Annotated in this window: 20 protein-coding genes; 11 read left to right on the top strand and 9 right to left on the bottom strand. The window is 69.7% G+C overall.

The features are described 5' to 3' along the window. Nucleotides 1-9: 9 nt before the first annotated feature. Entirely contained in the window at nucleotides 10-492 is a 483-nt protein-coding gene (locus GD1_RS11260; RefSeq protein WP_244882672.1) for an acyl-CoA thioesterase, read from the bottom strand. Between the two features lie 237 nt (nucleotides 493-729). On the opposite strand from GD1_RS11260, the gene GD1_RS11255 reads away from it, so the two are divergent. Further along, the gene (locus tag GD1_RS11255) at nucleotides 730-1,296 is read left to right on the top strand and encodes a GNAT family N-acetyltransferase (protein WP_202926787.1); all 567 of its coding nucleotides are present in this window, start codon (nucleotides 730-732) and stop codon (nucleotides 1,294-1,296) included. 163 nt (nucleotides 1,297-1,459) lie between these two features. Beyond that, nucleotides 1,460-2,929, top strand: coding sequence for an NAD(P)/FAD-dependent oxidoreductase (locus GD1_RS11250; protein ID WP_059037081.1), 1,470 nt, complete (start codon nucleotides 1,460-1,462; stop codon nucleotides 2,927-2,929). A 134-nt stretch (nucleotides 2,930-3,063) separates the two neighbouring features. Here the strand turns inward: GD1_RS11250 and GD1_RS11245 are convergent, their stop codons facing one another. The 8 genes from GD1_RS11245 to GD1_RS11210 form a co-directional block, all read right to left on the bottom strand. Further along, on the bottom strand, nucleotides 3,064-3,792 hold the full coding sequence (locus GD1_RS11245; protein ID WP_059037080.1) for an urease accessory protein UreD: 729 nt from the start codon (nucleotides 3,790-3,792) through the stop codon (nucleotides 3,064-3,066). Continuing rightward, a complete protein-coding gene (gene ureG / locus GD1_RS11240) occupies nucleotides 3,792-4,481 on the bottom strand; it encodes an urease accessory protein UreG (RefSeq protein ID WP_059037079.1) in 690 nt (229 codons plus the stop codon). Before ureG ends, GD1_RS11245 begins: the two co-directional genes overlap by 1 nt. Nucleotides 4,482-4,569: 88 nt before the next feature. Next, on the bottom strand, nucleotides 4,570-5,187 hold the full coding sequence (locus GD1_RS11235) for an urease accessory protein UreF (protein WP_059037092.1): 618 nt from the start codon (nucleotides 5,185-5,187) through the stop codon (nucleotides 4,570-4,572). A gap of 93 nt (nucleotides 5,188-5,280) precedes the next feature. After that, on the bottom strand, nucleotides 5,281-6,999 hold the full coding sequence (locus GD1_RS11230) for an urease subunit alpha (RefSeq protein WP_059037078.1): 1,719 nt from the start codon (nucleotides 6,997-6,999) through the stop codon (nucleotides 5,281-5,283). Nucleotides 7,000-7,001: 2 nt separating this feature from the next. Beyond that, on the bottom strand, nucleotides 7,002-7,331 hold the full coding sequence (locus GD1_RS11225; RefSeq protein ID WP_059037077.1) for an urease subunit beta: 330 nt from the start codon (nucleotides 7,329-7,331) through the stop codon (nucleotides 7,002-7,004). A gap of 69 nt (nucleotides 7,332-7,400) precedes the next feature. Further along, nucleotides 7,401-7,703, bottom strand: a complete 303-nt coding sequence (locus GD1_RS11220) for an urease subunit gamma (protein ID WP_020794154.1) — start codon at nucleotides 7,701-7,703, stop codon at nucleotides 7,401-7,403. Nucleotides 7,704-7,835: 132 nt separating this feature from the next. Beyond that, nucleotides 7,836-9,095, bottom strand: coding sequence for a DUF6986 family protein (locus GD1_RS11215; protein ID WP_059037076.1), 1,260 nt, complete (start codon nucleotides 9,093-9,095; stop codon nucleotides 7,836-7,838). Beyond that, nucleotides 9,092-9,517: a PaaI family thioesterase gene (locus GD1_RS11210; protein ID WP_059037075.1), complete on the bottom strand. Its 426-nt coding sequence runs from the start codon at nucleotides 9,515-9,517 to the stop codon at nucleotides 9,092-9,094. Before GD1_RS11210 ends, GD1_RS11215 begins: the two co-directional genes overlap by 4 nt. Before the next feature lie 420 nt (nucleotides 9,518-9,937). Here GD1_RS11210 and GD1_RS11205 point away from each other — a divergent pair, with 420 nt between their 5' ends. The 9 genes from GD1_RS11205 to GD1_RS11165 all read left to right on the top strand — a co-directional run bounded on the left by GD1_RS11205 (nucleotide 9,938) and on the right by GD1_RS11165 (nucleotide 21,532). After that, entirely contained in the window at nucleotides 9,938-10,336 is a 399-nt protein-coding gene (locus tag GD1_RS11205; RefSeq protein ID WP_053776014.1) for a BlaI/MecI/CopY family transcriptional regulator, read from the top strand. 94 nt (nucleotides 10,337-10,430) lie between these two features. Then, nucleotides 10,431-11,384 (top strand): M56 family metallopeptidase, encoded by a 954-nt coding sequence (locus tag GD1_RS11200; protein ID WP_059037074.1) that lies wholly within the window; start codon nucleotides 10,431-10,433, stop codon nucleotides 11,382-11,384. 100 nt (nucleotides 11,385-11,484) lie between these two features. Further along, complete coding sequence (gene gnd / locus GD1_RS11195) at nucleotides 11,485-12,942, top strand: NADP-dependent phosphogluconate dehydrogenase (RefSeq protein WP_059037073.1); 1,458 nt, start codon at nucleotides 11,485-11,487, stop codon at nucleotides 12,940-12,942. 84 nt (nucleotides 12,943-13,026) lie between these two features. Further along, the gene (guaB1, locus tag GD1_RS11190; protein WP_059037091.1) at nucleotides 13,027-14,460 is read left to right on the top strand and encodes a GMP reductase; all 1,434 of its coding nucleotides are present in this window, start codon (nucleotides 13,027-13,029) and stop codon (nucleotides 14,458-14,460) included. Nucleotides 14,461-14,470: 10 nt separating this feature from the next. After that, complete coding sequence (locus GD1_RS11185) at nucleotides 14,471-15,904, top strand: hemolysin family protein (RefSeq protein ID WP_059037072.1); 1,434 nt, start codon at nucleotides 14,471-14,473, stop codon at nucleotides 15,902-15,904. Next, the gene (locus tag GD1_RS11180; RefSeq protein ID WP_053776016.1) at nucleotides 15,901-16,983 is read left to right on the top strand and encodes a hemolysin family protein; all 1,083 of its coding nucleotides are present in this window, start codon (nucleotides 15,901-15,903) and stop codon (nucleotides 16,981-16,983) included. Before GD1_RS11185 ends, GD1_RS11180 begins: the two co-directional genes overlap by 4 nt. After that, the gene (locus GD1_RS11175) at nucleotides 16,980-17,906 is read left to right on the top strand and encodes a 3-methyladenine DNA glycosylase (protein WP_238403562.1); all 927 of its coding nucleotides are present in this window, start codon (nucleotides 16,980-16,982) and stop codon (nucleotides 17,904-17,906) included. Before GD1_RS11180 ends, GD1_RS11175 begins: the two co-directional genes overlap by 4 nt. A gap of 121 nt (nucleotides 17,907-18,027) precedes the next feature. Then, the gene (locus GD1_RS11170) at nucleotides 18,028-20,250 is read left to right on the top strand and encodes a malate synthase G (protein ID WP_059037071.1); all 2,223 of its coding nucleotides are present in this window, start codon (nucleotides 18,028-18,030) and stop codon (nucleotides 20,248-20,250) included. Nucleotides 20,251-20,335: 85 nt separating this feature from the next. Then, a complete protein-coding gene (locus tag GD1_RS11165; protein ID WP_059037070.1) occupies nucleotides 20,336-21,532 on the top strand; it encodes a hypothetical protein in 1,197 nt (398 codons plus the stop codon). The last annotated feature ends 85 nt before the right edge of the window (nucleotides 21,533-21,617 follow it).

The raw sequence follows: 21,617 nt of genomic DNA, 5'->3' as shown, positions 1-21,617 counted from the left end.
CGTCCGGTGTCAGCGAGCCGGCCGCAGGGCCGGAACCTCACCCTGGTAGGCCGAGAGCACCGCCCGCACGCCGTCGGGGATCGGGATCGGCCGGCCCGATTCGGGGTCGATCACGACCATGGTGGTGCCGGCGAGGGCGGAGAGAACACCGTCGGCAGCGGTGATCGCGGCACCGATGGTGTACGAGCTGGTCCCGAGCCGGGTGATGGCCATCGCCACGCTCACCGGCTCCTCGGTGTAGAGGATCGGTGCCCGGAACTCGATGTCCTGGCGGGCCACCAACAGGTGCACCTGCTCGCCGCGACCACGGAACCAGCGGCTGAACGCACGGACCCGGCCCTCTTCGAACAGTCGCGCCACCTGCACGTTGTTGATGTGGCGGTTGACGTCCATGTCACCCCAGCGCAGCTGGGCCTCGACGACGACCACGTCGTCGGCGGGCGGCGCGGCAACGGGTGCGACGGGAGCGGAATCAGGTGTATCGGCGAGCACGACGGCAAGCCTAACGCCCGGTTCCGACATCGCCGGCAACACGCGGGGTGAAGTCGGCGGTATCGGTCGTACCGACTCCGTACACTCGTGACCGCACAGGCGCGTGATGCACCGGCCACCCCTCTCCACGGGCGGCGGGTGCATCCCGGTGGGCGCGCCGCCCGACCCGGATCCGCGTCGGGCGAATGTCGGAAGAGCCAGGGTATTGGGGGTCGAGTGATCGTTCAGACATCGCGGATGGTGCTGCGACCCGTGCAGCGCGATGATGTCGCCGATCTCGTCCGGCTCGACGCCGATCCGCACGTGATGCGCCATGTCAGCGGCGGACTCCCCACCCCGCGCGCGACGATCGAGGACTGGGTGGTCCCCCGTGCACAGGCCGAACTCCAGATCGGGCGGGGCGGCATCTGGGTGACCATCGACCGGCGGTACGGTGAGTTCTTCGGCTGGGTGTCGCTGCGCGCTCCACGCCACTCCCGACGACCCGAACTCGAACTCAGTTACCGGTTGCGGCGCGAGTACTGGGGTCGCGGGCTGGCGACCGAGGCGGCGCGCGCCGTCGTCGACCTCGCATTCACCGATCTCGGTGCCGCTCGCGTGTTCGCCAGCGCATCGTCGACCAACACGTCGTCACGGCGGGTGATCGAGAAGCTCGGGATGCGGGTGTCGGGAATCCATGTCTCCGACGAGCACGCGATCGACGGGATCGGCGAGGTCGAATACGACCTGCTGCGCGAACACTGGGAGATCAGGGCCCTGCGCCGACGGTCCGCGGAGGCCCCGTCGACCGATCTCACCGCCTGACCGGACCGGCCGGCGCGGCGTCGTGGACGTCGGTCGTCGGATCGGCCCTCGAGCGGGTGACGCGCCGGGAATTCACGCCTCATCGAGACCGAACCCCCGGCGGGGACTACCGTATGAGGTGCCCCAGACATGCGCTCCCCAGCCAGTTAGGAGACCTCCTCGGATGAGCAGTCCCACTCCGACGTCGGCCCGTCCACATGTCGTCATCATCGGGTCCGGATTCGGCGGGCTCTTCGCCGCCCAGCGCCTGGCCAAAGCCGATGTCGACGTCACGCTCATCGCCAAGACCACCCACCACCTGTTCCAGCCGATGCTGTACCAGGTGGCGACCGGCATCGTCGCCGAAGGCGAGATCGCGCCGGCCACCCGGGTGGTGCTGCGCAAGCAGAAGAATGCCACCGTGCTGATGGGTGACGTCTTCGGGATCGACCTGGCCGGCAAGAAGGTGACCTCCCGGCTCCTCGAGCGGATCACCGTCACCCCGTTCGACAAGCTGATTCTCGCCGCCGGTGCCGACCAGTCGTACTTCGGCAACGATCACTTCGCCGAGTACGCACCCGGCATGAAGACGATCGACCATGCCTTGGAACTGCGTGGCCGGATCCTGGGCGCCTTCGAGCAGGCCGAACTCTCCGACGACCCGGAGGAGCGCGCTCGGCTGCTGACCTTCGTGGTGGTCGGCGCGGGTCCGACCGGTGTGGAACTCGCCGGGCAGATCGCCGAGATGAGCGACAAGACCCTCAAGGGCGCCTTCCGCAACATCGATCCCACCGAGGCCCGGGTGATCCTGCTCGACGCGGCACCCGCGGTGCTGCCACCGTTCGGCCCCAAACTGGGCCAGAAGGCGGCCGCCCGGCTGGAGAAGCTGGGTGTCGAGATCCAGCTCAACGCGATGGTCGTCGACCTCGACTACGACGGCCTCGTCGTCAAGGAGAAGGACGGCTCGACCCGCCGGATCGAGTCGCAGTGCAAGGTGTGGTCGGCCGGTGTGCAGGCCAGCCCGCTGGGCAAGCAGCTCTCGGAGCAGTCCGGGGTGGAACTCGATCGCGCCGGTCGCGTCAAGGTGGGCCCCGACCTGACCATCCCCGGCAACCCCGATGTGTTCGTCGTCGGCGACATGATGGCCGTCGACGGAGTCCCCGGTGTGGCGCAGGGCGCGATCCAGGGTGGCCGCTACGCCGCCGATGCGATCAAGGCCGAACTCAAGGGTCAGACCCCAGACCAGCGCAAACCCTTCAGCTATTACGACAAGGGTTCGATGGCGACGATCTCTCGGTTCAGTGCCGTCATGCAGGTGCCGATCCCGGGCACCAAGAAGAAGTTCGAGACCGAGGGCTACTTCGCGTGGCTGGGCTGGCTGGCGCTGCACCTGGTGTACCTGGTGGGCTTCCGCAATCGCCTGAACACGCTGGTCAACTGGTTCTTCGCGTTCAGCACCCGCGGACGCACACAGTTGGCCGTCACCGAGCAGCAGGTCTACGCGCGTACCGCGATCGGCCAGTTGTCGGAGCTGGAGCGGAAGACGATCGCCGAGGTCGAGGCCGATTCCGCCGGGGCCGACGACCCCACCGGCAGCGGCCCCGATGGCGCCGGCGCCAAGGGCGCTGCCTCCAAGGACGCTCCGGCCGGCTGAGCAGACGTCTGCCCCACGACGACAGAACGGCACGACGACAGAACGGCACGACGACAGAACGGTGGGCCGGTCACCCTGGGTGACCGGCCCACCGTTCTGTCGTCCGGAGATCGGCTGCGGTGACCTGCGCGCGGCTAGGCGTGGGACAACGCGACGACGTCCAGACCGTCGCAGAGTGCCCGGGCCTGCGCGACCGACCCCGCGAGCGCGGTGGTCAGGGTCGCATCGCCCGGCAGGGTCAGGCGCGCGGCATAGTGCACCGCGTCGACGTCGGCCGCGCGGGCGTCCGGGTAGCGGAACACGCTGCTGACCGCCGACAGCCCACTGCGCTGCGTGGCGCCGGCCACCGTACCGGCGGTTCGCGCCCCCAGTGCCACCCGATGCCGCAGCACCGGCAGACCGGGCAGATCGACGCGCAACCCACCCTGCCAGCGACCGTCGGCATCGGTGTCGGCGAAGTTCCCCGAACGGCCGATCTGGACGTGCTCGTGCAGGTCGAGGGTGGCATCCGGATCGAGCACCACGCCGATGTCCGAGCGGTGGTGGGCACCTCCGGCGACGACGGTCGGCTGGGGGTCGACCCGCAGCCGGGCACCCGCACCCACCTCGATGTGCCAGTGCGCGGTCGAGTCCGGCCGGTCGGCAGCCGGTAGTGCGATGGTGGCCGCCACCGAACCCAGGTCCAGTACCGCACCCGCCCCGACCCGGATGACGACCTCGATGTGGTCGCCGCCGAGCGGGGTGGCCGCGGTCCCGATCAGATGGGCCGACGACACGCCGGTCTGCCGGACCGCGAGCCCACCGGTGGCCCGCAGCCGCGGTGACCGCCCGGCGTCGACGACGATCTCGACCTCGGTACGCACTATCCGGTCACCGCGGCCGCCTCGGCCAGCTGTTCGCGGATCCAGGCCAGGACGGTCGACGCCGCCGGGTCGTCGGTGAGCGAGATCATCGCGGTGGGGCGACCCTCACGGACACGCTCGGCGTCGGTGCGCATCACCTCGAGATCGGCGCCGACCAGCGGCGCCAGGTCGGTCTTGTTGATCACCAGCAGATCCGAGAAGGTGACGCCGGGGCCGCCCTTGCGCGGGACCTTGTCGCCGCCGGCGACGTCGATGACGAAGATCTGCACGTCGATCAGGCCGGTCGAGAAGGTCGCGGTGAGATTGTCGCCCCCGGATTCGACGAGGATCAGATCCAGCGGCGGGTTGGCCGCGACCAGATCGTCGATGGCATCGAGGTTGGCGGTGATGTCGTCACGGATGGCGGTGTGCGGGCAGCCGCCGGTCTGTACCGCGGTGATCCGCTCGTCGGGCAGAACCGCGTGGCGGCGCAGGAAATCGGCGTCCTCGGTGGTGTAGATGTCGTTGGTCAGCACGGCCACCGACAACTGGTCACGCAGCTGCCGGCAGAGCGCGGCGACCAGGGCGGTCTTGCCCGACCCCACCGGTCCGCCGATCCCGACGCGCAGCGCCTCACCCGGACGACGGTCGCGTCGGGGCCGGTCGTGGTGGTGGCCGTGGGGTTCGCCGTCGATCAGGTGCGGGGGCATGGAGATCCTCTTCTCGGGGTCGGGTGGACAACAGATCCGGTGGACGAGCGGACCGGCAGCGAACGCTGCGGTCGGTACGTCCCGGACGTCAGGACGCGAACAGCGGCATGGGGCGTCGTTCGTGGCGTTCGGCGAAGACGTCGAGCACCGGGTCGGACAGGTCGGCCAGACCGACCGCGGCCTGTGCCGCCACCTGCTCGCATTCGGGGCCGAGGTCGGTGATCATGATCGCGACGTCGGCCGGGTCGAGGGCCAGCAACCGCTGGCCGGCGGTCGCCGACCCGCTGACCGTGGTGTAACCGACCACCAGCGCGGTGTGGAATCCGGACAGGCCCGATGCGGCCCCGACCGATCCGCTGATCACCGGCAGGTGTGTAGCCGGCGAATGCGCCGACCAGTCGGCGTCGGGCCACATGCGTCGGGCCAGCCGCGCCATGCCGCGTCCCTGCGCCAGCGATGCCTTGCGGGCCGCGGGCGACGGTGTGCGGGCATCGGTCTCCAGTTGGGCCGACCCCACCTCAAGGGTGCCGTCGGCGACCGCCGCGGCGATCGACGCCGACACCAGACCGCTGGTGGTCAGCCGCCGGTACAGGAAGTCGGCGAGATCGGCGGCGGTGCGGATCACGCCGTCGGTGACGGCCTGCTCCACACCCCCGGAGTGCACATGTCCGCCCACCGGCAGACGCGAGTCGGCCAGGGCCAACATCATCGCCAGCGGCGACGACGGGGGCAGCGGGCCGGCGGGCCCGGCGGGTTCGGGCGGGCCGAGAGGGTTCGGGGACGGTGACATACGGCGTGCTCAGAACAGGAAGTAGCGCTGGGCCATCGGCAGCTCGGACACCGGCTCGGAATCCCACACCTCGCCGTCGATCCGGACGGTGAAGGTGTCCGGATCGACCTCGATCCGCGGAGTGGCGTCGTTGAGCGGCATGTCGGCCTTGCCGATCGACCGCGTGTTCTTGACCGGTACGAGACGTCGGCGGATGCCGATCCGCTCGGCCAGGTCGGGGTCGGCGCCGGGTGCGACGAAGCTGATCGACGTGGCCGCGGCGACCGGTGCGGCGGCCCCGAACATCGGCCGCGGCAGCACCGGCTGCGGCGTGGGGATGGACGCATTGGCGTCGCCCATCTGCGCCCACGCGATCGCCCCGCCCTTGATCACCAGGTCGGGTTTGACACCGAAGAACGCCGGGTCCCACAGCACCAGGTCGGCCAGCTTGCCGACCTCCACCGAACCCACCTCGTCATCGAAACCGTGGGCGATGGCCGGGCAGATCGTGTACTTGGCGACGTAGCGCTGTGCCCGGTTGTTGTCGGCGCGTGAGTCACCGACGAGCGATCCCCGCTTGCGCTTCATCACATGTGCGGTCTGCCAGGTCCGCAGGACGACCTCGCCGATGCGGCCCATCGCCTGCGCGTCGGAGCCGATCATCGAGATGGCGCCGAGATCGTGCAGCAGATCCTCTGCGGCGATGGTCGACGGCCGGATCCGGCTCTCGGCGAAGGCCAGGTCCTCCGGCACCGTCGGATTGAGGTGATGGCACACCATCAGCATGTCGAGGTGCTCGTCGAGGGTGTTGACCGTGTGCGGACGCGTCGGGTTGGTGGAGCTCGGCAGCACATTGGGCGCGGCCGCGACGGTGATGATGTCCGGTGCGTGACCGCCGCCGGCCCCCTCGGTGTGGTAGGCGTGGATGCTCCGACCGGCGATCGCGCCGAGGGTGGACTCGACGAATCCGGTCTCGTTGAGGGTGTCGGAGTGCAGGGCCACCTGGACGCCGGTCTCGTCGGCGACACGCAGGCACGCGTCGATCGCCGCCGGGGTGGAACCCCAGTCCTCGTGGAGTTTGAATCCCGACGCCCCGGCCCGGATCTGCTCGCGCATCGCCTCCGCGCTGACCGTGTTGCCCTTGCCGAGCAGCGCGATGTTCATCGGCCAGTGGTCGGTGGCGGCCAGGATCGACGCGAGATGCCAGGCGCCGGGGGTGACGGTGGTGGCCTTGCTGCCCTCGGCGGGGCCGGTGCCGCCGCCGATCAGGGTGGTGATGCCGTTGCCGAGGGCCTCGTCCATGATCTGCGGGCAGATGAAGTGGACGTGGCAGTCGATGCCGCCGGCGGTGAGGATCTTGCCGTTGCCGGCGATGATCTCGGTGGACGGGCCGATCACCAGATCGGGATGGATCCCGTTCATGGTGTCGGGGTTGCCGGCCTTGCCGAGGGCGACGATGCGGCCGTCACGCAGTCCGACGTCGGCCTTGATGACGCCCCAGTGGTCGAGCACCACGACGCCGGTGATCACGGTGTCGGGGGCGCCGTCGGCGCGGGAGGCGCGGCTCTGCCCCATCGACTCACGGATCACCTTGCCGCCGCCGAACACCGCCTCGTCCCCGGCCCGGCCGGGGCCGCCGCTGCGGTCCTCGGTGACCTCGATCAGCAGGTCGGTGTCGGCGAGCCGGATCAGGTCACCGGTGGTGGGCCCGAACAGCTGCGCGTATCGATCGCGTCCCAGTGTTGCCATCGTCAGTCGATCCTTCCGGGAGCGTCGAGGGAGATGCCGTACACCTCACGGGTGCCGCCGACCGGCACCAGGGTCACCGTCATCGCGATCCCCGGCTCGAACCGCACCGCGGTGCCCGCGGCGATGTCGAGGCGGTGGCCGCGTGCGGCGTCGCGGTCGAAGTCGAGGGCGGGGTTCGCCTGGGGGAAGTGCACGTGGCTGCCCACCTGCACGGGCCGGTCACCGGTGTTGACAACCGTGAGTTCGATGGTCTGGGCGCCCTGATTGAGTTCGATGGTGCCCTCGGCGGCGATCACCTCGCCCGGCACCACCGCTGACGTCTTCTCCGACATGTGGTCTTCTGTCCGTTCTCGTCTGCTCGGCTGACTGTTGCGACTGCGATTCGGCGGGGATAGCGCCGGTCAGCCGATCGGGTTGTGCACGGTGACCAGCTTGGTGCCGTCCGGGAAGGTCGCCTCCACCTGCACGTCGTGCAGCATCTCCGGGATGCCGGGCATGACCTCGTCACGGGTCAGGACCTCGCGGCCGCTGGTCATCAGTTCGGCGACCGAACGGCCGTCGCGGGCGCCTTCGAGGACGTGGTCGGTGATCACCGCGACCGCCTCGGGGTGGTTGAGCTTGAGGCCGCGGGCCTGCCGACGTCGCGCCAGTTCGGCGGCGTAGGAGATCAGCAGACGTTCCTGTTCATGCGGCGACAGTCGCACCGGACCCTCTCTTCGTCGTTCGACACACAGACCCGGCACCCCTGGAAGGGTGCCGGGTCTGTAATCCTGCCACGGTCCGGATGCGGCGGCGCGGTGAGCGACGAGCGGTGTCGGTCACGGCACACCGGGATGTCAGGGGGCGACCAGCGCACCTCCGCCTGCGGTCAGCTCGTCCAGCCGTGCCGGGGTACAGGCCGGTCCGACGGCCTCCACCTCGGCCGCCGTGAACGCCCCGGCGGCCAGGCCGCGGCGGATCACCCCGGCCAGCGACAGGGCGGTGGCGGGCTCGTCGACGACGTCGCCGGACTGGCGTTCGAAGTAGGACTGCAGCCTGTTCGCCGCGGTGGGCATGGCCGAGCGGAAGAACCCGGTGACCGCCAGCCATCGGGTCACCAGGTGACCCGGGTGCATGTCCCAGCCCTGGTAGAAGCCGCGCTCGAGTGAGCGGGTGACCAGGCGGTGATGGCGGCGCACCGCGGCGTCGACCTGTTCGGCCGAACCCGTCGGCATCACCTGGGTGGAGCCGTCGCTGATCCACACACCGGTCTGTGCGGCGGCCGCCTGCATGACGGCCTTGGCATGGTCGGCGACGGGATGCTCGAGCGACTGCTGCGCGGAGACGATGCCGCACGCCGCGCTGTAGTCGTAGGTGCCGTAGTGCAGCCCGACGATGCGCGGTGCCCCGCGATGGATCGCCTCGGCCACCGTGGCCCGCCCGTCCGGCCCCAGGACCGCCTGCGGGATCTCGATCTGCAGCTCCACCCGGAGCGAGCCCTCGGCCACCCCGTGGACGCGTTCGAACTCGGCACAGATCAGGTTGACCGCGTCGATCTGGCGGACATCGCGCAGCTTCGGGACGGTCACCACGAAGCCGTCCGGGATCCCGCCGGCGGCGTCGAGGACCAGTTCCAGGGTCCGCAGCCCACGGGTGCGTTCGGCGGCGCCGAGCCCCTTGGCCCGCACACCGGCGATGCGCGGGCTGTGGGGGCGGCGCGTGGTCCACGCGGCGAGAGTCTGTCCGGCCCGGCGGGCGTCGGCGTCCTCGCGCACGTCGCCACGCCATCCGTAGCCGTCCTCGAGGTCGATCCGGAGATCCTCGATCGGGTTGTCGACCAGGCGGGCGCGGGCGATGGCGCGGACCTCGTCGTCGGCGAGTTCGGCCAGGGCCGGAGCGGTGTCGGCGAGTTCGAGCGCCGCCGCGCCCCAGCGCTGTGGGGTGTCGACGTCGGCGTCGGCGGCGCTGACGTAGACCGTGTGCACCGGCTGGGGTTCCGGGCGGTCGCCGGGGAACCAGCGATCGAGGTCGCTGTCGACGGGGGTGAGGACATCCTCGATCGCCGCGCGAACCGCCGCCGCGAGCTCCCGTCCGGTGTCGGTTCGGTCCGGGCTCACTCTGCCGGGGCCTCGAGGTTCTGCAGGCGCACCTGGCTGCGGGCGATCAGCCGGCCGTCGTCGTCGGTCATGTCGACCAGCCACAGCTGTTGACGGCGACCCCGATGGATCGGGGTGGACTTGGCGGTGACGGTGCCCTCGGAGACCGAGCGCAGGAAGTCGGTGCTGTTGTTGACGCCCACGGCATGACCGCCGATGCCGGTGTCCTGCAGCCAGAAGAAGGCACTCATGCTGGCCACCGACTCGGCGAGCGCGCAGTACACGCCGCCGTGGACGATGCCGAACGGCTGATGAAGCTTCGGATCGAGTTCGAGGGTGGCGATCATCTCGTCGGCGGTCACCGACTGCACCACGGTGCCGAGCTCGGCATCGAAGCCCACGGTTCCCGAGGTCTTCACGAATTCATCTGTGTTCACTGCCATGCGACAAGCGTGACATGACCTGCGCGGCGGAGACACCCAGGGCGGCGAAGTGTCACGGGAGCCGACCGGCCGGGACCAAAGGCACAGGGACGAGGCGGGCAGGAGACCCGAGAGGACGGAGGCCCCGAAGAAGCCCCAGGCGAACCAGAATGGCCCAGGGGAACCGATAGGCCCCATGTCCCGTTGGGGACATGGGGCCTATCGGTGCGTGGACCGGGGGTCTCTGCAGCCCTCAGGACTCTCGCGCGGTCCAACGAGAATTAATGTAGGCTAGCCTTACCAATCCTGTCAAGCGGGCTGGGAATAGATCAGCAAAACTGCACGTCAGATACCACGGGAACACACAACGACTCGGCAGAGCGCCGGCCGCCACGCACAGAAGACACGGCAGATGCGGCATCGAGGAGGATCGGCAGTAAAATGCGAAAGATGAACGGATTGGGAGACCTGGAGCGGGCAGTGATGGACACACTGTGGGCCAGTCCGACTCCGCAGACGGTCCGCCAGGTCCATGCGACGTTGTCGGAGAGCCGATCGCTCGCCTACACCACAGTGATGACCGTCCTGCAGCGACTGGCCAAGAAGAACCTGGTCACCCAGATCCGTGAGGATCGGGCACACACCTATGTCCCCACCCACCCGCGCGAGGATCTCGTCGCGTCGTTGATGGTGGACGCATTGAGCGAGGCCGACGCCCCGGGATCGCGACATGCGGCACTCGTGTCGTTCGTCGGCCGGGTCGGTGCCGACGAGGCCGCCGCACTGCGTCACGCACTCGATGAGCTCGAAGCCGCACGCGGCGTCACCGAGACCGGTTAGATTCACAAAGAACCGGTTGAGTTCACGTCAGCCCGACGGCACCCCCTGACGGCACCCACAGCCCACACAGCCCGACCCGCGAGGACAGCCAACGATGACCGCCCTGTTATTCGGCATCCTGACCTTGCTGTTGGTCGGCCCGGTCCCGGAGGCCCTGACGCGGGCCGAATGGCCGATCCGGGCCCCCCGCGCCGCGATGACCCTGTGGCAGGCGATCGCGCTGGCCGCGGTGCTGTCGGCGTTCAGCTGTGGTCTGGCCATCGCCGCCAACCTGCTCGCCCCGGGCAGTGACGGCACCCCGACGACGCATCCGCTGCACGAGATCGAACGTCTCGGACTCCCGCTGTGGTGTCTGTACATCGGCATCTTCGCACTCACCCTGCTGGTGGGCGCCCGGCTGTTCTTCACCGTCATCCGCGTCGGTGTGCGAACCAGGGCCCGCCGCGCCAACCATCGCCAGCTGATCGACATCCTGGACAACTGCGACCGCTCGGATCACTCCCATCCCCTGTTCGCCCGCGACATCCGGATGCTCGGCGTCCAGCAGCCCCTCGCCTACTGTCTGCCCGGTCTGCGGCAGCGGGTGGTGCTCAGCGAAGGGGTGGTCGCACGCCTGTCCCGCGACGAACTGATCGCGGTGATCGCCCACGAACGCGCCCATCTGCGGGCTCGGCACGACCTCGTCCTCGAGGCCTTCATCGCCCTGCACGAGGCATTCCCCCGGTTCGTCCGGAGCCAGTCGGCACTCGGTGCGGTGATGCTGCTCGTCGAGGCGCTGGCCGACGACCAGGCGGTCCGGGCGACCGGGCCGACCACCCTCGGCCGCGCGCTGGTGGCGTGCGCCGATGCCACCGCACCGCGCGGGGCGATGGCGGTCGGCGGCCCGACGACCCTGGCCCGGGTCCAGCGCCTTCGCCACGATCGCCCGACCCGGCTGCTCGCCGCATCCGCCTACACCGTCGCCGTGACCATCCTGGTGGTCCCCACCCTGGCCGTCGCGATCCCCTGGCTGACCGAGATCTCCCGCCTGCTCACCGCCCAGTCGTGAGTGCGTGCTCGTGCGAGCCACCCACTCCGCGCCGGCCGGGTCGCCCGGTGACTGTGATGTCGGGTACACGCCCTTCCGAGCGACCCCATAGTCTTGTCCCATGACTACTGCCGCCTCGAGTTCTTCGACCGCAAAGGCCCAGATCGGTGTGACCGGACTGGCCGTCATGGGGTCGAACATCGCCCGCAACTTCGCCCGTCACGGCTACACCGTCGCACTGCACAACCGCAGTGTGGCCAAGACCGACGCCCTCCTCGCCGACCACGGTGACGAGGGCTCGTTCGTCCGCACCGAGACCATCGCGGAGTTCATCGATGCGCTCGAGCGTCCCCGCCGCGTGCTGATCATGGTCAAGGCCGGCGACGCCACCGATGCGGTGATCAACGAACTCGCCGACGCGATGGAGCCCGGCGACATCATCATCGACGGCGGCAATTCCCTGTACACCGACACCATCCGCCGCGAGAAGGCGATGGCCGAGCGCAACCTGCACTTCGTCGGCGCCGGGATCTCCGGCGGCGAGGAAGGCGCCCTCAACGGCCCCTCGATCATGCCCGGCGGTCCGGCCAAGTCGTACGAGTCACTCGGCCCGCTGCTCGAGTCGATCTCGGCGAAGGTCGACGGCACCCCGTGCTGTACCCACATCGGCCCCGACGGCAGCGGCCACTTCGTCAAGATGGTGCACAACGGCATCGAGTACGCCGACATGCAGCTGATCGGCGAGGCCTACGACCTCATGCGTCGCGTCCTCGACCTGCCCGCCGCCGAGATCGGCGAGGTCTTCGCCGGCTGGAACACCGGCGACCTGGAGAGCTACCTCGTCGAGATCACCGCCCAGGTCCTCGCACAGGTCGACGCCGAGACCGGCAAGCCGCTCGTGGACGTCGTCGTCGACGCCGCCGGCCAGAAGGGCACCGGACGCTGGACGGTGAAGTCGGCCCTCGATCTCGGCATCCCCGTGACCGGCATCGCCGAGGCCGTCTTCGCCCGCGCCCTGTCGAGCTCCACCGAGCAGCGCGTCGCCGCCCGCGGACTGGCCGGTGGCACCCCGGGTACCGCCCCCGCCGACAAGGCGACCTTCATCGACGACATCCGGGCCGCACTGTATGCGTCCAAGGTGGTCGCCTACGCCCAGGGCTTCGACCAGATCGCCGCCGGCAGCGCCGAGTACGGCTGGGACGTCGACCCCGGTTCGCTGGCCACCATCTGGCGGGGCGGCTGCATCATCCGCGCGCAGTTCCTCAACCGCATCCGCGAGGCCTACGCCGAGAACCCGAAGCTGCCGAGCCTGCTCCTCGACCCGTACTTCCGCGAGGCCGTCGAGTCCGGCGTGGACAGCTGGCGTCGCGTGGTGGCCACCGCCACCACCATGGGTGTCCCGGTCCCGGCGTTCGCGTCGTCGCTGTCGTACTACGACGGCCTGCGCAGCGATCGTCTCCCGGCCGCGCTGACCCAGGGCCTGCGCGACTACTTCGGTGCGCACACCTACCAGCGTGTGGACAAGCCCGGCACGTTCCACACCCTCTGGAGCGGCGACCGCACCGAGGTGGAGCAGTAACGATTCCTCACCGGGGTGTGGTCACCGGCCGGCGGTGACCACACCCCACCCGCAACCCACAGCGAACAGGAGCCCGACGCACCCGTGCGTTTCATCACCGGTCACCAACCCCCGCACGACCTCACCTACAGCGACGTGTTCGTCGTACCGTCCCGGTCCGACGTCACCTCCAGGTTCGACGTCGACCTGTCCACGTCCGACGGGTCCGGGGCGACGATCCCGCTGGTCGCGGCGAACATGACGTCGGTGACCGGCAAGCGGATGGCCGAGACACTGGCCCGGCGCGGCGGGCTGGCGGTGCTCCCCCAGGATCTGCCGTTGTCGGCGGTGGCGGAGTCGATCGCCTTCGTCAAGTCCCGGAACCTCGTCGCCGACACCCCGGTCACGCTGACCACCGAGGACTCGGTCTCCGATGCCCTGGCACTGCTGCACAAGCGTGCCCACGGCGCCGCGGTGGTCGTCGACGCGGGTATCCCGATCGGTGTGGTCACCGAGGACGCCTGCGTCGACGTCGACCGCTTCGCCCGGGTGCGCGCGGTGCTGGATCCGGCGGTGATCGTCCTGCCCGTGGAGACCCCGCCCCGCGAGGTCTTCGACGCGCTCACCGACGTCCACCAGGATCTCGCGGTCCTCACCCATCCCGACGGCACCCTCGCCGGTGTGCTGACGCGTGTCGGGGCGCTGCGCCACGGGGTGTACCGGCCCAATCTCGATGCCGACGGCCGCCTGCGGATCGGCTGCGCCGTCGGCATCAACGGCGACGTCGCCGCCAAGGCCCGCGGGCTGGTCGACGCCGGCGCCGACATCCTCGTCGTCGACACCGCCCACGGCCATCAGGACCGCATGCTGGGGGCGGTGGCCTCGGTCGCCGACGCCGATCTCGGGGTGCCGATCGTGGCCGGCAACGTGGTGTCGGCCGACGGCACGCTCGACCTGATCGCGGCCGGGGCGTCGATCGTCAAGGTCGGTGTGGGCCCCGGAGCGATGTGCACCACCCGCATGATGACCGGCGTCGGCCGGCCACAGTTCTCCGCGGTCGCCGACTGTGCGGCCGCCGCCCGCGAGCACGGCGCACATGTGTGGGCCGACGGCGGCGTACGGCATCCGCGCGACGTGGCACTCGCCCTGGCCGCCGGGGCGTCGAACGTCATGATCGGTTCGTGGTTCGCCGGTACCTACGAGTCCCCCGGCGACCTCATGCGCGACGCGCACGGCGAGTACAAAGTCAGCTTCGGGATGGCCTCCAAACGTGCGGTGGTCGCCCGATCGTCCTCCGACACCGCCTACGACCGCGCCCGCAAGAGTCTGTTCGAGGAGGGCATCTCGTCGTCGCGGATCCCGCTCGATCCCGAACGCCCCAGCGTCGAGGACCTCGTCGACCACATCTGTTCCGGCGTCCGCAGCACCGCCACCTACGCGGGTGCGCGGACGCTTGCCGAACTGCACGACCGAGTGGTGCTCGGGGTGCAGTCCCCGGCCGGATTCGCCGAGGGACGTCCCCTCCCGGGCGGGTGGTGACGCCCCGATGATGGAGATCGTCCTCTACATCGCCGGCCTGATCGGATTCGTCGCACTGACCCTCGGCACGGCCCTGTTCGTGGCCGCCGAGTTCTCCCTGACCGCACTGGAGCGGTCGGTGATCGACGCCTACGTCACCGCTCGCGGCGACCGGCGCTCCCGGATGGTCCAGCGAGCGCACCGGAGTCTGTCGTTCCAGCTGTCAGGTGCACAGCTCGGCATCACCATCACCACCCTGATCACCGGTTACATCGCCGAACCGGTGCTGGCGAGCCTCATCACACCGGGTCTGGAGGCGATCGGCCTCGGCGCGTCCACCGCGTCCGGCATCTCGCTGGCCCTGGCGCTGATCATCGCGACGTCGTTGTCGATGGTGCTCGGTGAGCTGGTCCCCAAGAACATCGCGATCGCCCATCCGCTGTCGGCGGCCCGCGCGACCGCCGGCCCGATGACGATCTTCTCGCTGGTGTTCACGCCGGTGATCAAGGGACTCAACGGCACCGCGAACTGGGTGGTCCGCCGGATGGGTATCGAACCCGCCGAAGAACTGCGTTCGGGGCGGTCTCCGCAAGAACTCGCGTCCCTGGTGCGCAACTCGGCGCGGCAGGGTGCCATCGACGCCGACACGGCGACCCTGGTCAACCGGTCGCTGCGGTTCGGCGAGCTGACCGCCGAGGACCTGATGACCCCGCGGGTGCGGGTGGATTCGCTCGACGTGGAGGCCACCGTCCGCGATCTGGTCGTCACCTGCGCCCACACCGGTCACTCCCGCTTCCCGGTGGTCGGTCACGGCGACCTCGACGAACTGGTCGGGGTGGTGCACATCAAACAGGCGTTCACCATCGCCCCGGACAGACAGGCCACCACCCTGCTCGGCGAGATCGCCCGTCCCGTACCGCGCGTCCCCACCAGCCTCGACGGTGACGCCCTGATGGACTTCATCCGCACCGACGGCATGCAGCTGTGTGTCGTCATCGACGAGTACGGCGGTGCCGCCGGGATCGTCACCACCGAGGACCTGATCGAGGAGATCCTCGGCGACGTCACCGACGAGCACGACGACGAGTACCCCGACGTGCAGGTCGACGGCGACGGTTTTCTGTGTTCCGGGCTGCTGCGCACCGACGAGCTGGCCGACGCCACCGGCTATCGCGCCCCCGACGGCTCCTACGACACACTCGGCGGACTCGTCATGTTCGTCCTCGGCCGCATCCCGGAGGTCGGCGACACCGTCGATCTGCCGACCCGCACCCCGATCGTCGTCGTCGCCGACGACGAGGATGAACCCGACGAGGCCGACCCCACCGATCCGGACATCGAACGCCGCTGGCGGGCGACGGTCACCCAGATGGACGGACGCCGCGTCGACGTGGTCTCGCTACGACCGGTCACCGACGACGGTCCGGACGGCCACCACCCCGCCGGCGCGGAGCCGGGGCGATGAACGACATCTGGGGTGTGGTCCTGACCGTGGCGTTGCTGGCGGGCAATGCGTTCTTCGTCGGCGCCGAGTTCTCCCTGATCTCTGCACGACGGGACCGGCTGGAGGCCCTGGCCGACGAGGGCAGGACCCGCGCCCGGACCGTCATCCACGCCGGTGAACACCTGTCGCTGATGCTCGCGGGTGCACAGCTGGGCATCACGATCTGCTCGATCCTGCTCGGCCGGGTCGGCGAACCGGCGGTGGCCCATCTCATCGAGCGGCCCCTGCATCTGGCGCATCTGCCCGCCGGACTGCTGCACCCGGTGGCGTTCGCGATCGCCCTGAGCCTGGTCGCCCTGCTGCACATCCTGCTCGGCGAGATGGTGCCCAAGAACATCGCCCTGGCCGGTCCGGAGCGGGCGGCCATGCTGATGGTGCCGGTGCACCTGGCGTTCATCAAGGTGGCGCGACCGCTGATCGCCTTCTACAACCTGCTGGCCAACCTCACCCTGCGGGCGTTGCGGGTGGAACCGAAGGACGAGCTGGACTCGACGGTGTCACCGGTCCAGCTGGCCCAGATGCTCGGCGAGTCCCGTGAGGAGGGGCTGATCGACGCCGAGGAGCACGCCCGGCTGAACCGGGCGTTGCGGTCGGTCAACCGCAATGTGGCAGAGGTGATGATCCCCCTCGACAAGATGCGCAGCGTCGACGTCGAACGTGACCCGGTGACCGGCGGCACCGGCCCGAGCCTCGGCGCGGTGGAACGCGCGGTCACCGACACCGGCTTCTCCCGGTTCCCGGTCCGCGGCCCCGACGGCACCTACACCGGCTATCTGCATCTCAAGGACGTGCTCGACGACATCCTCGACGAGACCATCGGACCGGATTCGATCATCGGGGTCGACCAGGTGCGACCCCTTCCGGTGATCGCCGACGACACCCCGCTCGACGAGGCCACCGGGACCCTTCGCCGCACCAGCTCGCATCTGGGTGCGGTGGTCGACGGAACCGGCCGCACCGTGGGGATCGTCGCCCTCGCCGACCTGGTCGAGGAGTTCGTCGGGACGGTTCGCGACGAGACGCACCGGGTGGCCGAATGACCACCACCCGACCGGCCGGCCCCGCCCCGATGGTCCTCGACGTCGACGACTGGACCGCCCGTCGCGCCGTCCACACCGATCGGGTCGAGCAGCTCATCGGCCCCTATCTGCAGGCGCGCCGCACCGGCGCCCGGCATCCGGTGCTGGACTTCCTGTTCACCTACTACTCGTCGCGTCCGTCACACATCCGGCGCTGGCACCCCGGATTCGGGGTGGTCCTCACCGGACCGGACGCCGACACCGCCGGCTTCCTGCGCACCCGCGGGTATCGCCGCACCGACCCCGGGGCCGCCGATGCCGGGGTCACCGTCGACCCGGCGTTCCTGGCGAGCCGGTCGCGGGCGCTGGCGACCACGGCGGCCCTGCTGTCGGCCACGGCGGGCCGCGCCCCGCGCCTGGGCTGTTTCGGGTTGCACGAGTGGGCGATGGTCTACCACGCCGACGAGACCCGCCATGACCTCCCACTGCGACTCGGAGCTGCCGGGACCGACGCCGTGGTCGAGTCGATGCCGTTGCGTTGCACGCACTTCGACGCCTTCCGCTTCTTCACCGACGACGCCCGGCCGCGCAACGAACTGAACCTGACACCGGCCGACCGACTCCGGCGTGATCAGCCCGGATGTCTGCATGCCACAATGGACTTGTACCGGGCGTGTTTCACACTGACACCCCTACTGGATGCGTCCCTCACCCTGGACGCGTTCGAGCTGGCCCGCGACGCCCGAGACCTCGACATGCGCGCCAGCCCCTATGACCTGCGGAACCTCGGTTACGAACCGGTTCCGGTGGAGACGTCGGCGGGTCGCGCCCGCTACGTCCGCGAACAGTCCGCGCTCACCGAGCGCGGCACTCGCCTCCGTGCGGAGATCCTGCACCGGATCACCCAGCTCACCGCAGCCGTCCCCGACCCGCCGGCCCACTGAGGGAAACCCCTCCTGGCGGGTAACATGGACGGCTGCCAGACCCATCACAGGTTCCGTGACCGGCGACGATGCCCTTCGGGGTTGGGCGCCGGGCGCCGCGAACCCACGTAGAAAGGCTCACATGTCCGACCGGATCACCGTCGACGGCTTGCAGATCGCCACCGTGCTCTACGACTTCATCAACGACGAGGCGCTGCCCGGCACCGGTGTAGACAAGGATGCCTTCTGGTCGGGTGCCGCCGCCGTCATCAAGGACCTGGCCCCCAAGAACAAGGCACTGCTGGCCGTCCGCGACGAACTCCAGGCCAAGATCGACGACTGGCACCGTGCCCATGACGGCGCCGATTTCGGCGATCCCGCCGTCGCCGCCGAGTACAAGGCCTTCCTCGGCGAGATCGGTTACCTCGTCCCGGTTCCCGAGGACTTCCAGATCGGCACCCAGAACGTCGATTCCGAGATCGCCGAGACCGCCGGCCCCCAGCTGGTGGTGCCGATCCTGAATGCGCGTTTCGCACTCAACGCCTCCAATGCGCGGTGGGGCTCGCTGTACGACGCCCTCTACGGCACCGATGTCATCCCCGAGACCGACGGCGCCGAGAAGGGCCGCTCGTACAACAAGGTCCGCGGCGACAAGGTGATCGCCTACGCGAAGGACTTCCTCGACAAGGCCGTGCCGCTGGAGTCGGGTAGCTACACCGACGTCACCGGTTTCGCCGTCGTCGACGGCGCACTGCAGGTGAGCGTGACCGGTGGCACCACCGTGGCCCTCGCCGATCCGTCGGTGTTCGCCGGCTACCGGGGCGAGGCCGCGTCGCCGAGCTCGGTGCTGTTGCGCCACAACGGCCTCTACCTCGACATCGAGATCGACCCGTCGTCGCCGATCGGGTCGACCGATCCGGCCGGCATCAAGGATGTCGTGATGGAGTCGGCGATCACCACGATCATGGACTTCGAGGACTCGGTCGCCGCGGTCGACGCCGACGACAAGGTGCTCGGCTACCGCAACTGGCTGGGCCTGAACCGGGGTGACCTGGCCGAGGACGTCAGCAAGGGCGGCAAGACCTTCACCCGCACGCTGAACGGCAACCGCGTCTACACCGGCGCCGACGGTGCCGAGTTCGACCTGCACGGCCGCTCGCTGTTGTTCGTCCGCAACGTCGGCCACCTGATGACCAACCCGGCCATCCTGGACGCCGAGGGCAACGAGATCCCCGAGGGCATCATCGACGCCCTGGTCACCTCGCTGGCGGGTATGCACGGTCTGGCCGCCGAGGGTGCGCAGGCCGCCGGCCTGGGCGTCGCCGCGGAGGGTCTGCAGAACTCGCGGACCGGCTCGATCTACATCGTCAAGCCCAAGATGCACGGCCCCGACGAGGTCGCGTTCACCGCCGAACTGTTCGGCCGGGTCGAGCAGGTCCTGGGCCTGCCGGAGAACACCCTCAAGGTGGGCATCATGGACGAGGAGCGCCGCACCACGGTGAACCTCAAGGCCGCGATCAAGTCCGCGAGCGACCGCGTGGTGTTCATCAACACCGGCTTCCTCGACCGCACCGGCGACGAGATCCACACCTCCATGGAGGCCGGCGCGATGTGTCGCAAGGGCGCGATGAAGCAGCAGAAGTGGATCTCGGCCTACGAGGACTTCAACGTCGACACCGGTCTGGCCGCCGGTCTGCAGCACAAGGCGCAGATCGGTAAGGGCATGTGGGCGATGACCGACCTCATGGCCGACATGGTCGAGCAGAAGATCGGTCAGCCGCGCGCCGGCGCCACCACCGCGTGGGTGCCGTCGCCGACCGCCGCCACCCTGCACGCCATGCACTACCACCTGGTGGACGTGTTCGAGCGTCAGGACGAGATCGCCAAGCGCAATCCCGCGTCGGTCGACGACATCCTGACCATCCCGCTGGCCGCATCGACCAACTGGTCCGACGCCGAGAAGCAGGAGGAACTGGACAACAACTGCCAGTCGATCCTCGGCTATGTGGTGCGCTGGATCGATCAGGGCGTCGGCTGCTCCAAGGTGCCCGACATCCACGACATCGCGCTGATGGAGGACCGGGCCACCCTGCGGATCTCGAGCCAGTTGCTGGCCAACTGGATCCGCCACGGCATCGTCACCGAGGACCAGGTGGTCGAGGCGCTCAAGCGGATGGCACCGGTGGTCGACCGGCAGAACGCCGACGACGCCGGCTACCGGCCGATGGCCCCCGATTTCGACACCAACATCGCGTGGCAGGCCGCCAAGGAGCTCATCCTGAACGGGACCACCCAGCCCAGTGGTTACACTGAGCCGATCCTTCATCGTCGTCGCCGCGAGTTCAAGGCCGCGGCCCAGGCATGAGGTGACGATCGCCGGTCCGTGCCCGGGTACCGCCCGGGCACGGACCGGCGATCGTGTGTAACCGCACGCTAACGGAGGGGCCGGGGTGGCACATCATCGCGTCGCCGATGGCAAGAATTCACTTCGCCGTCGGGGGGTGAGCAGGGGGCTGGTCTTCATGCTGCTCGCCGTACTGCTCGTCGCCTCCGGTGTGGTGGTGTGGTTCCAGGTCGGCGATCACGTCGGCCGGGAGGGCGACGCCGCGGCCGCCACCTGTGTGGAAGGTCCCGCCACGGTGGCGATCATCGCCGATCCCGACATCGCCGAGGGTCTCTCGGCGATCGCGAAGTCCTACGCCGAGACCCGTCCGGTGATTCGTGATCACTGCATCACGATCGCCGTGCGGCCGGGTGACGCCAAGATCACCCTCGACGGCCTCACCGGCAACTGGGATCCGCAGGCCAACGGCCAGTATCCGGCGGCGTGGATACCGCAGTCGTCGGTGTGGGCGGCCGATCTGGTCACCGCGAAGCCGTCGGTCGTCGACGGCACCCCGGAGTCGCTGGTCACCTCACCGGTGGTGCTGGCCACCTCCCCCGAGCTCGGTGCGCAGCTCACCGGCAAACTCGACTGGGCGCAGCTGCCCACCCTCGCCCGCCGCGACGACTCGCTGACCGAGTTCGGTCTGCGTGGCTGGGGCTCGCTGCGCATGGCGATGCCCACCGGCGCGCAATCGGATGCCTCGGCGCTCGCCGCCCAGGCCGTCGCGATGCGGATCACCCGGACCACCGGTGTGCTGACCGCCGCCGACGCGTCGTCGAAGGGGGTCGCCGCGGGTATCGGCGCGCTCACCGAGGCCGCACCCCGCTCGCCGGACGGCACCCCGGTCGGGGCGGCCACCGCGATCGCCGACGCCGCCGACGCCGCCGACGCCAAGGCGGCGCCCATCCACGCGGTCCCGATCACCGAGCAGCGCCTGTTCCAGCTGACCAAGGCCGACACCACCGCGAAGCTCGCCGAGGTGCTGCCCTCGGGTCCGACGCCGCTCGCCGACTACCCGTTCCTGAAGCTCACCGGCGATCAGGTGCCGGAATACGCGGCCACCGCCGTCGCCGACTTCTTCCGGTTCGCCGAGGAACCCGATCACCTCGCCGTCCTGACCGCGCTCGGCTTCCGCGGTGCCGCCCCGATGCCGCCCAAGACCGCGACGGTGACGTTCCCGGTGACCCCCAACCCGATGGCGAGCCCGGAGACCGCGGCCGTCGTCGACATCAACCGGCTGGTGTTCGGCCCGACCAGCTGACCCCGGCGACCGACAGACCGCACAGACCGAGAGTGGCCCCGGGAATCCTCCCGGGGCCACTCTCGTCTCACCGACGGCTCATGCC

Origin of the sequence: Gordonia desulfuricans NBRC 100010 (assembly GCF_001485495.1) — a bacterium.
GTDB lineage: Bacteria > Actinomycetota > Actinomycetes > Mycobacteriales > Mycobacteriaceae > Gordonia > Gordonia desulfuricans.
This window is presented reverse-complemented; position numbering and strand designations above follow the sequence as displayed.

Excerpts from the sequence above, each read along its gene's own strand:
- GD1_RS11255 (WP_202926787.1), top strand. The coding sequence starts at position 730 with ATGGTGCTGCGACCCGTGCAGCGCGATGATGTCGCCGATCTCGTCCGG.
- GD1_RS11250 (WP_059037081.1), top strand. The coding sequence starts at position 1,460 with ATGAGCAGTCCCACTCCGACGTCGGCCCGTCCACATGTCGTCATCATC.
- ureG (WP_059037079.1), bottom strand. The coding sequence starts at position 4,481 with ATGCCCCCGCACCTGATCGACGGCGAACCCCACGGCCACCACCACGAC.
- GD1_RS11235 (WP_059037092.1), bottom strand. The coding sequence starts at position 5,187 with ATGTTGGCCCTGGCCGACTCGCGTCTGCCGGTGGGCGGACATGTGCAC.
- GD1_RS11230 (WP_059037078.1), bottom strand. The coding sequence starts at position 6,999 with ATGGCAACACTGGGACGCGATCGATACGCGCAGCTGTTCGGGCCCACC.
- GD1_RS11225 (WP_059037077.1), bottom strand. The coding sequence starts at position 7,331 with ATGTCGGAGAAGACGTCAGCGGTGGTGCCGGGCGAGGTGATCGCCGCC.
- GD1_RS11210 (WP_059037075.1), bottom strand. The coding sequence starts at position 9,517 with ATGGCAGTGAACACAGATGAATTCGTGAAGACCTCGGGAACCGTGGGC.
- GD1_RS11205 (WP_053776014.1), top strand. The coding sequence starts at position 9,938 with ATGCGAAAGATGAACGGATTGGGAGACCTGGAGCGGGCAGTGATGGAC.
- GD1_RS11200 (WP_059037074.1), top strand. The coding sequence starts at position 10,431 with ATGACCGCCCTGTTATTCGGCATCCTGACCTTGCTGTTGGTCGGCCCG.
- gnd (WP_059037073.1), top strand. The coding sequence starts at position 11,485 with ATGACTACTGCCGCCTCGAGTTCTTCGACCGCAAAGGCCCAGATCGGT.
- GD1_RS11185 (WP_059037072.1), top strand. The coding sequence starts at position 14,471 with ATGGAGATCGTCCTCTACATCGCCGGCCTGATCGGATTCGTCGCACTG.
- GD1_RS11180 (WP_053776016.1), top strand. The coding sequence starts at position 15,901 with ATGAACGACATCTGGGGTGTGGTCCTGACCGTGGCGTTGCTGGCGGGC.
- GD1_RS11175 (WP_238403562.1), top strand. The coding sequence starts at position 16,980 with ATGACCACCACCCGACCGGCCGGCCCCGCCCCGATGGTCCTCGACGTC.
- GD1_RS11170 (WP_059037071.1), top strand. The coding sequence starts at position 18,028 with ATGTCCGACCGGATCACCGTCGACGGCTTGCAGATCGCCACCGTGCTC.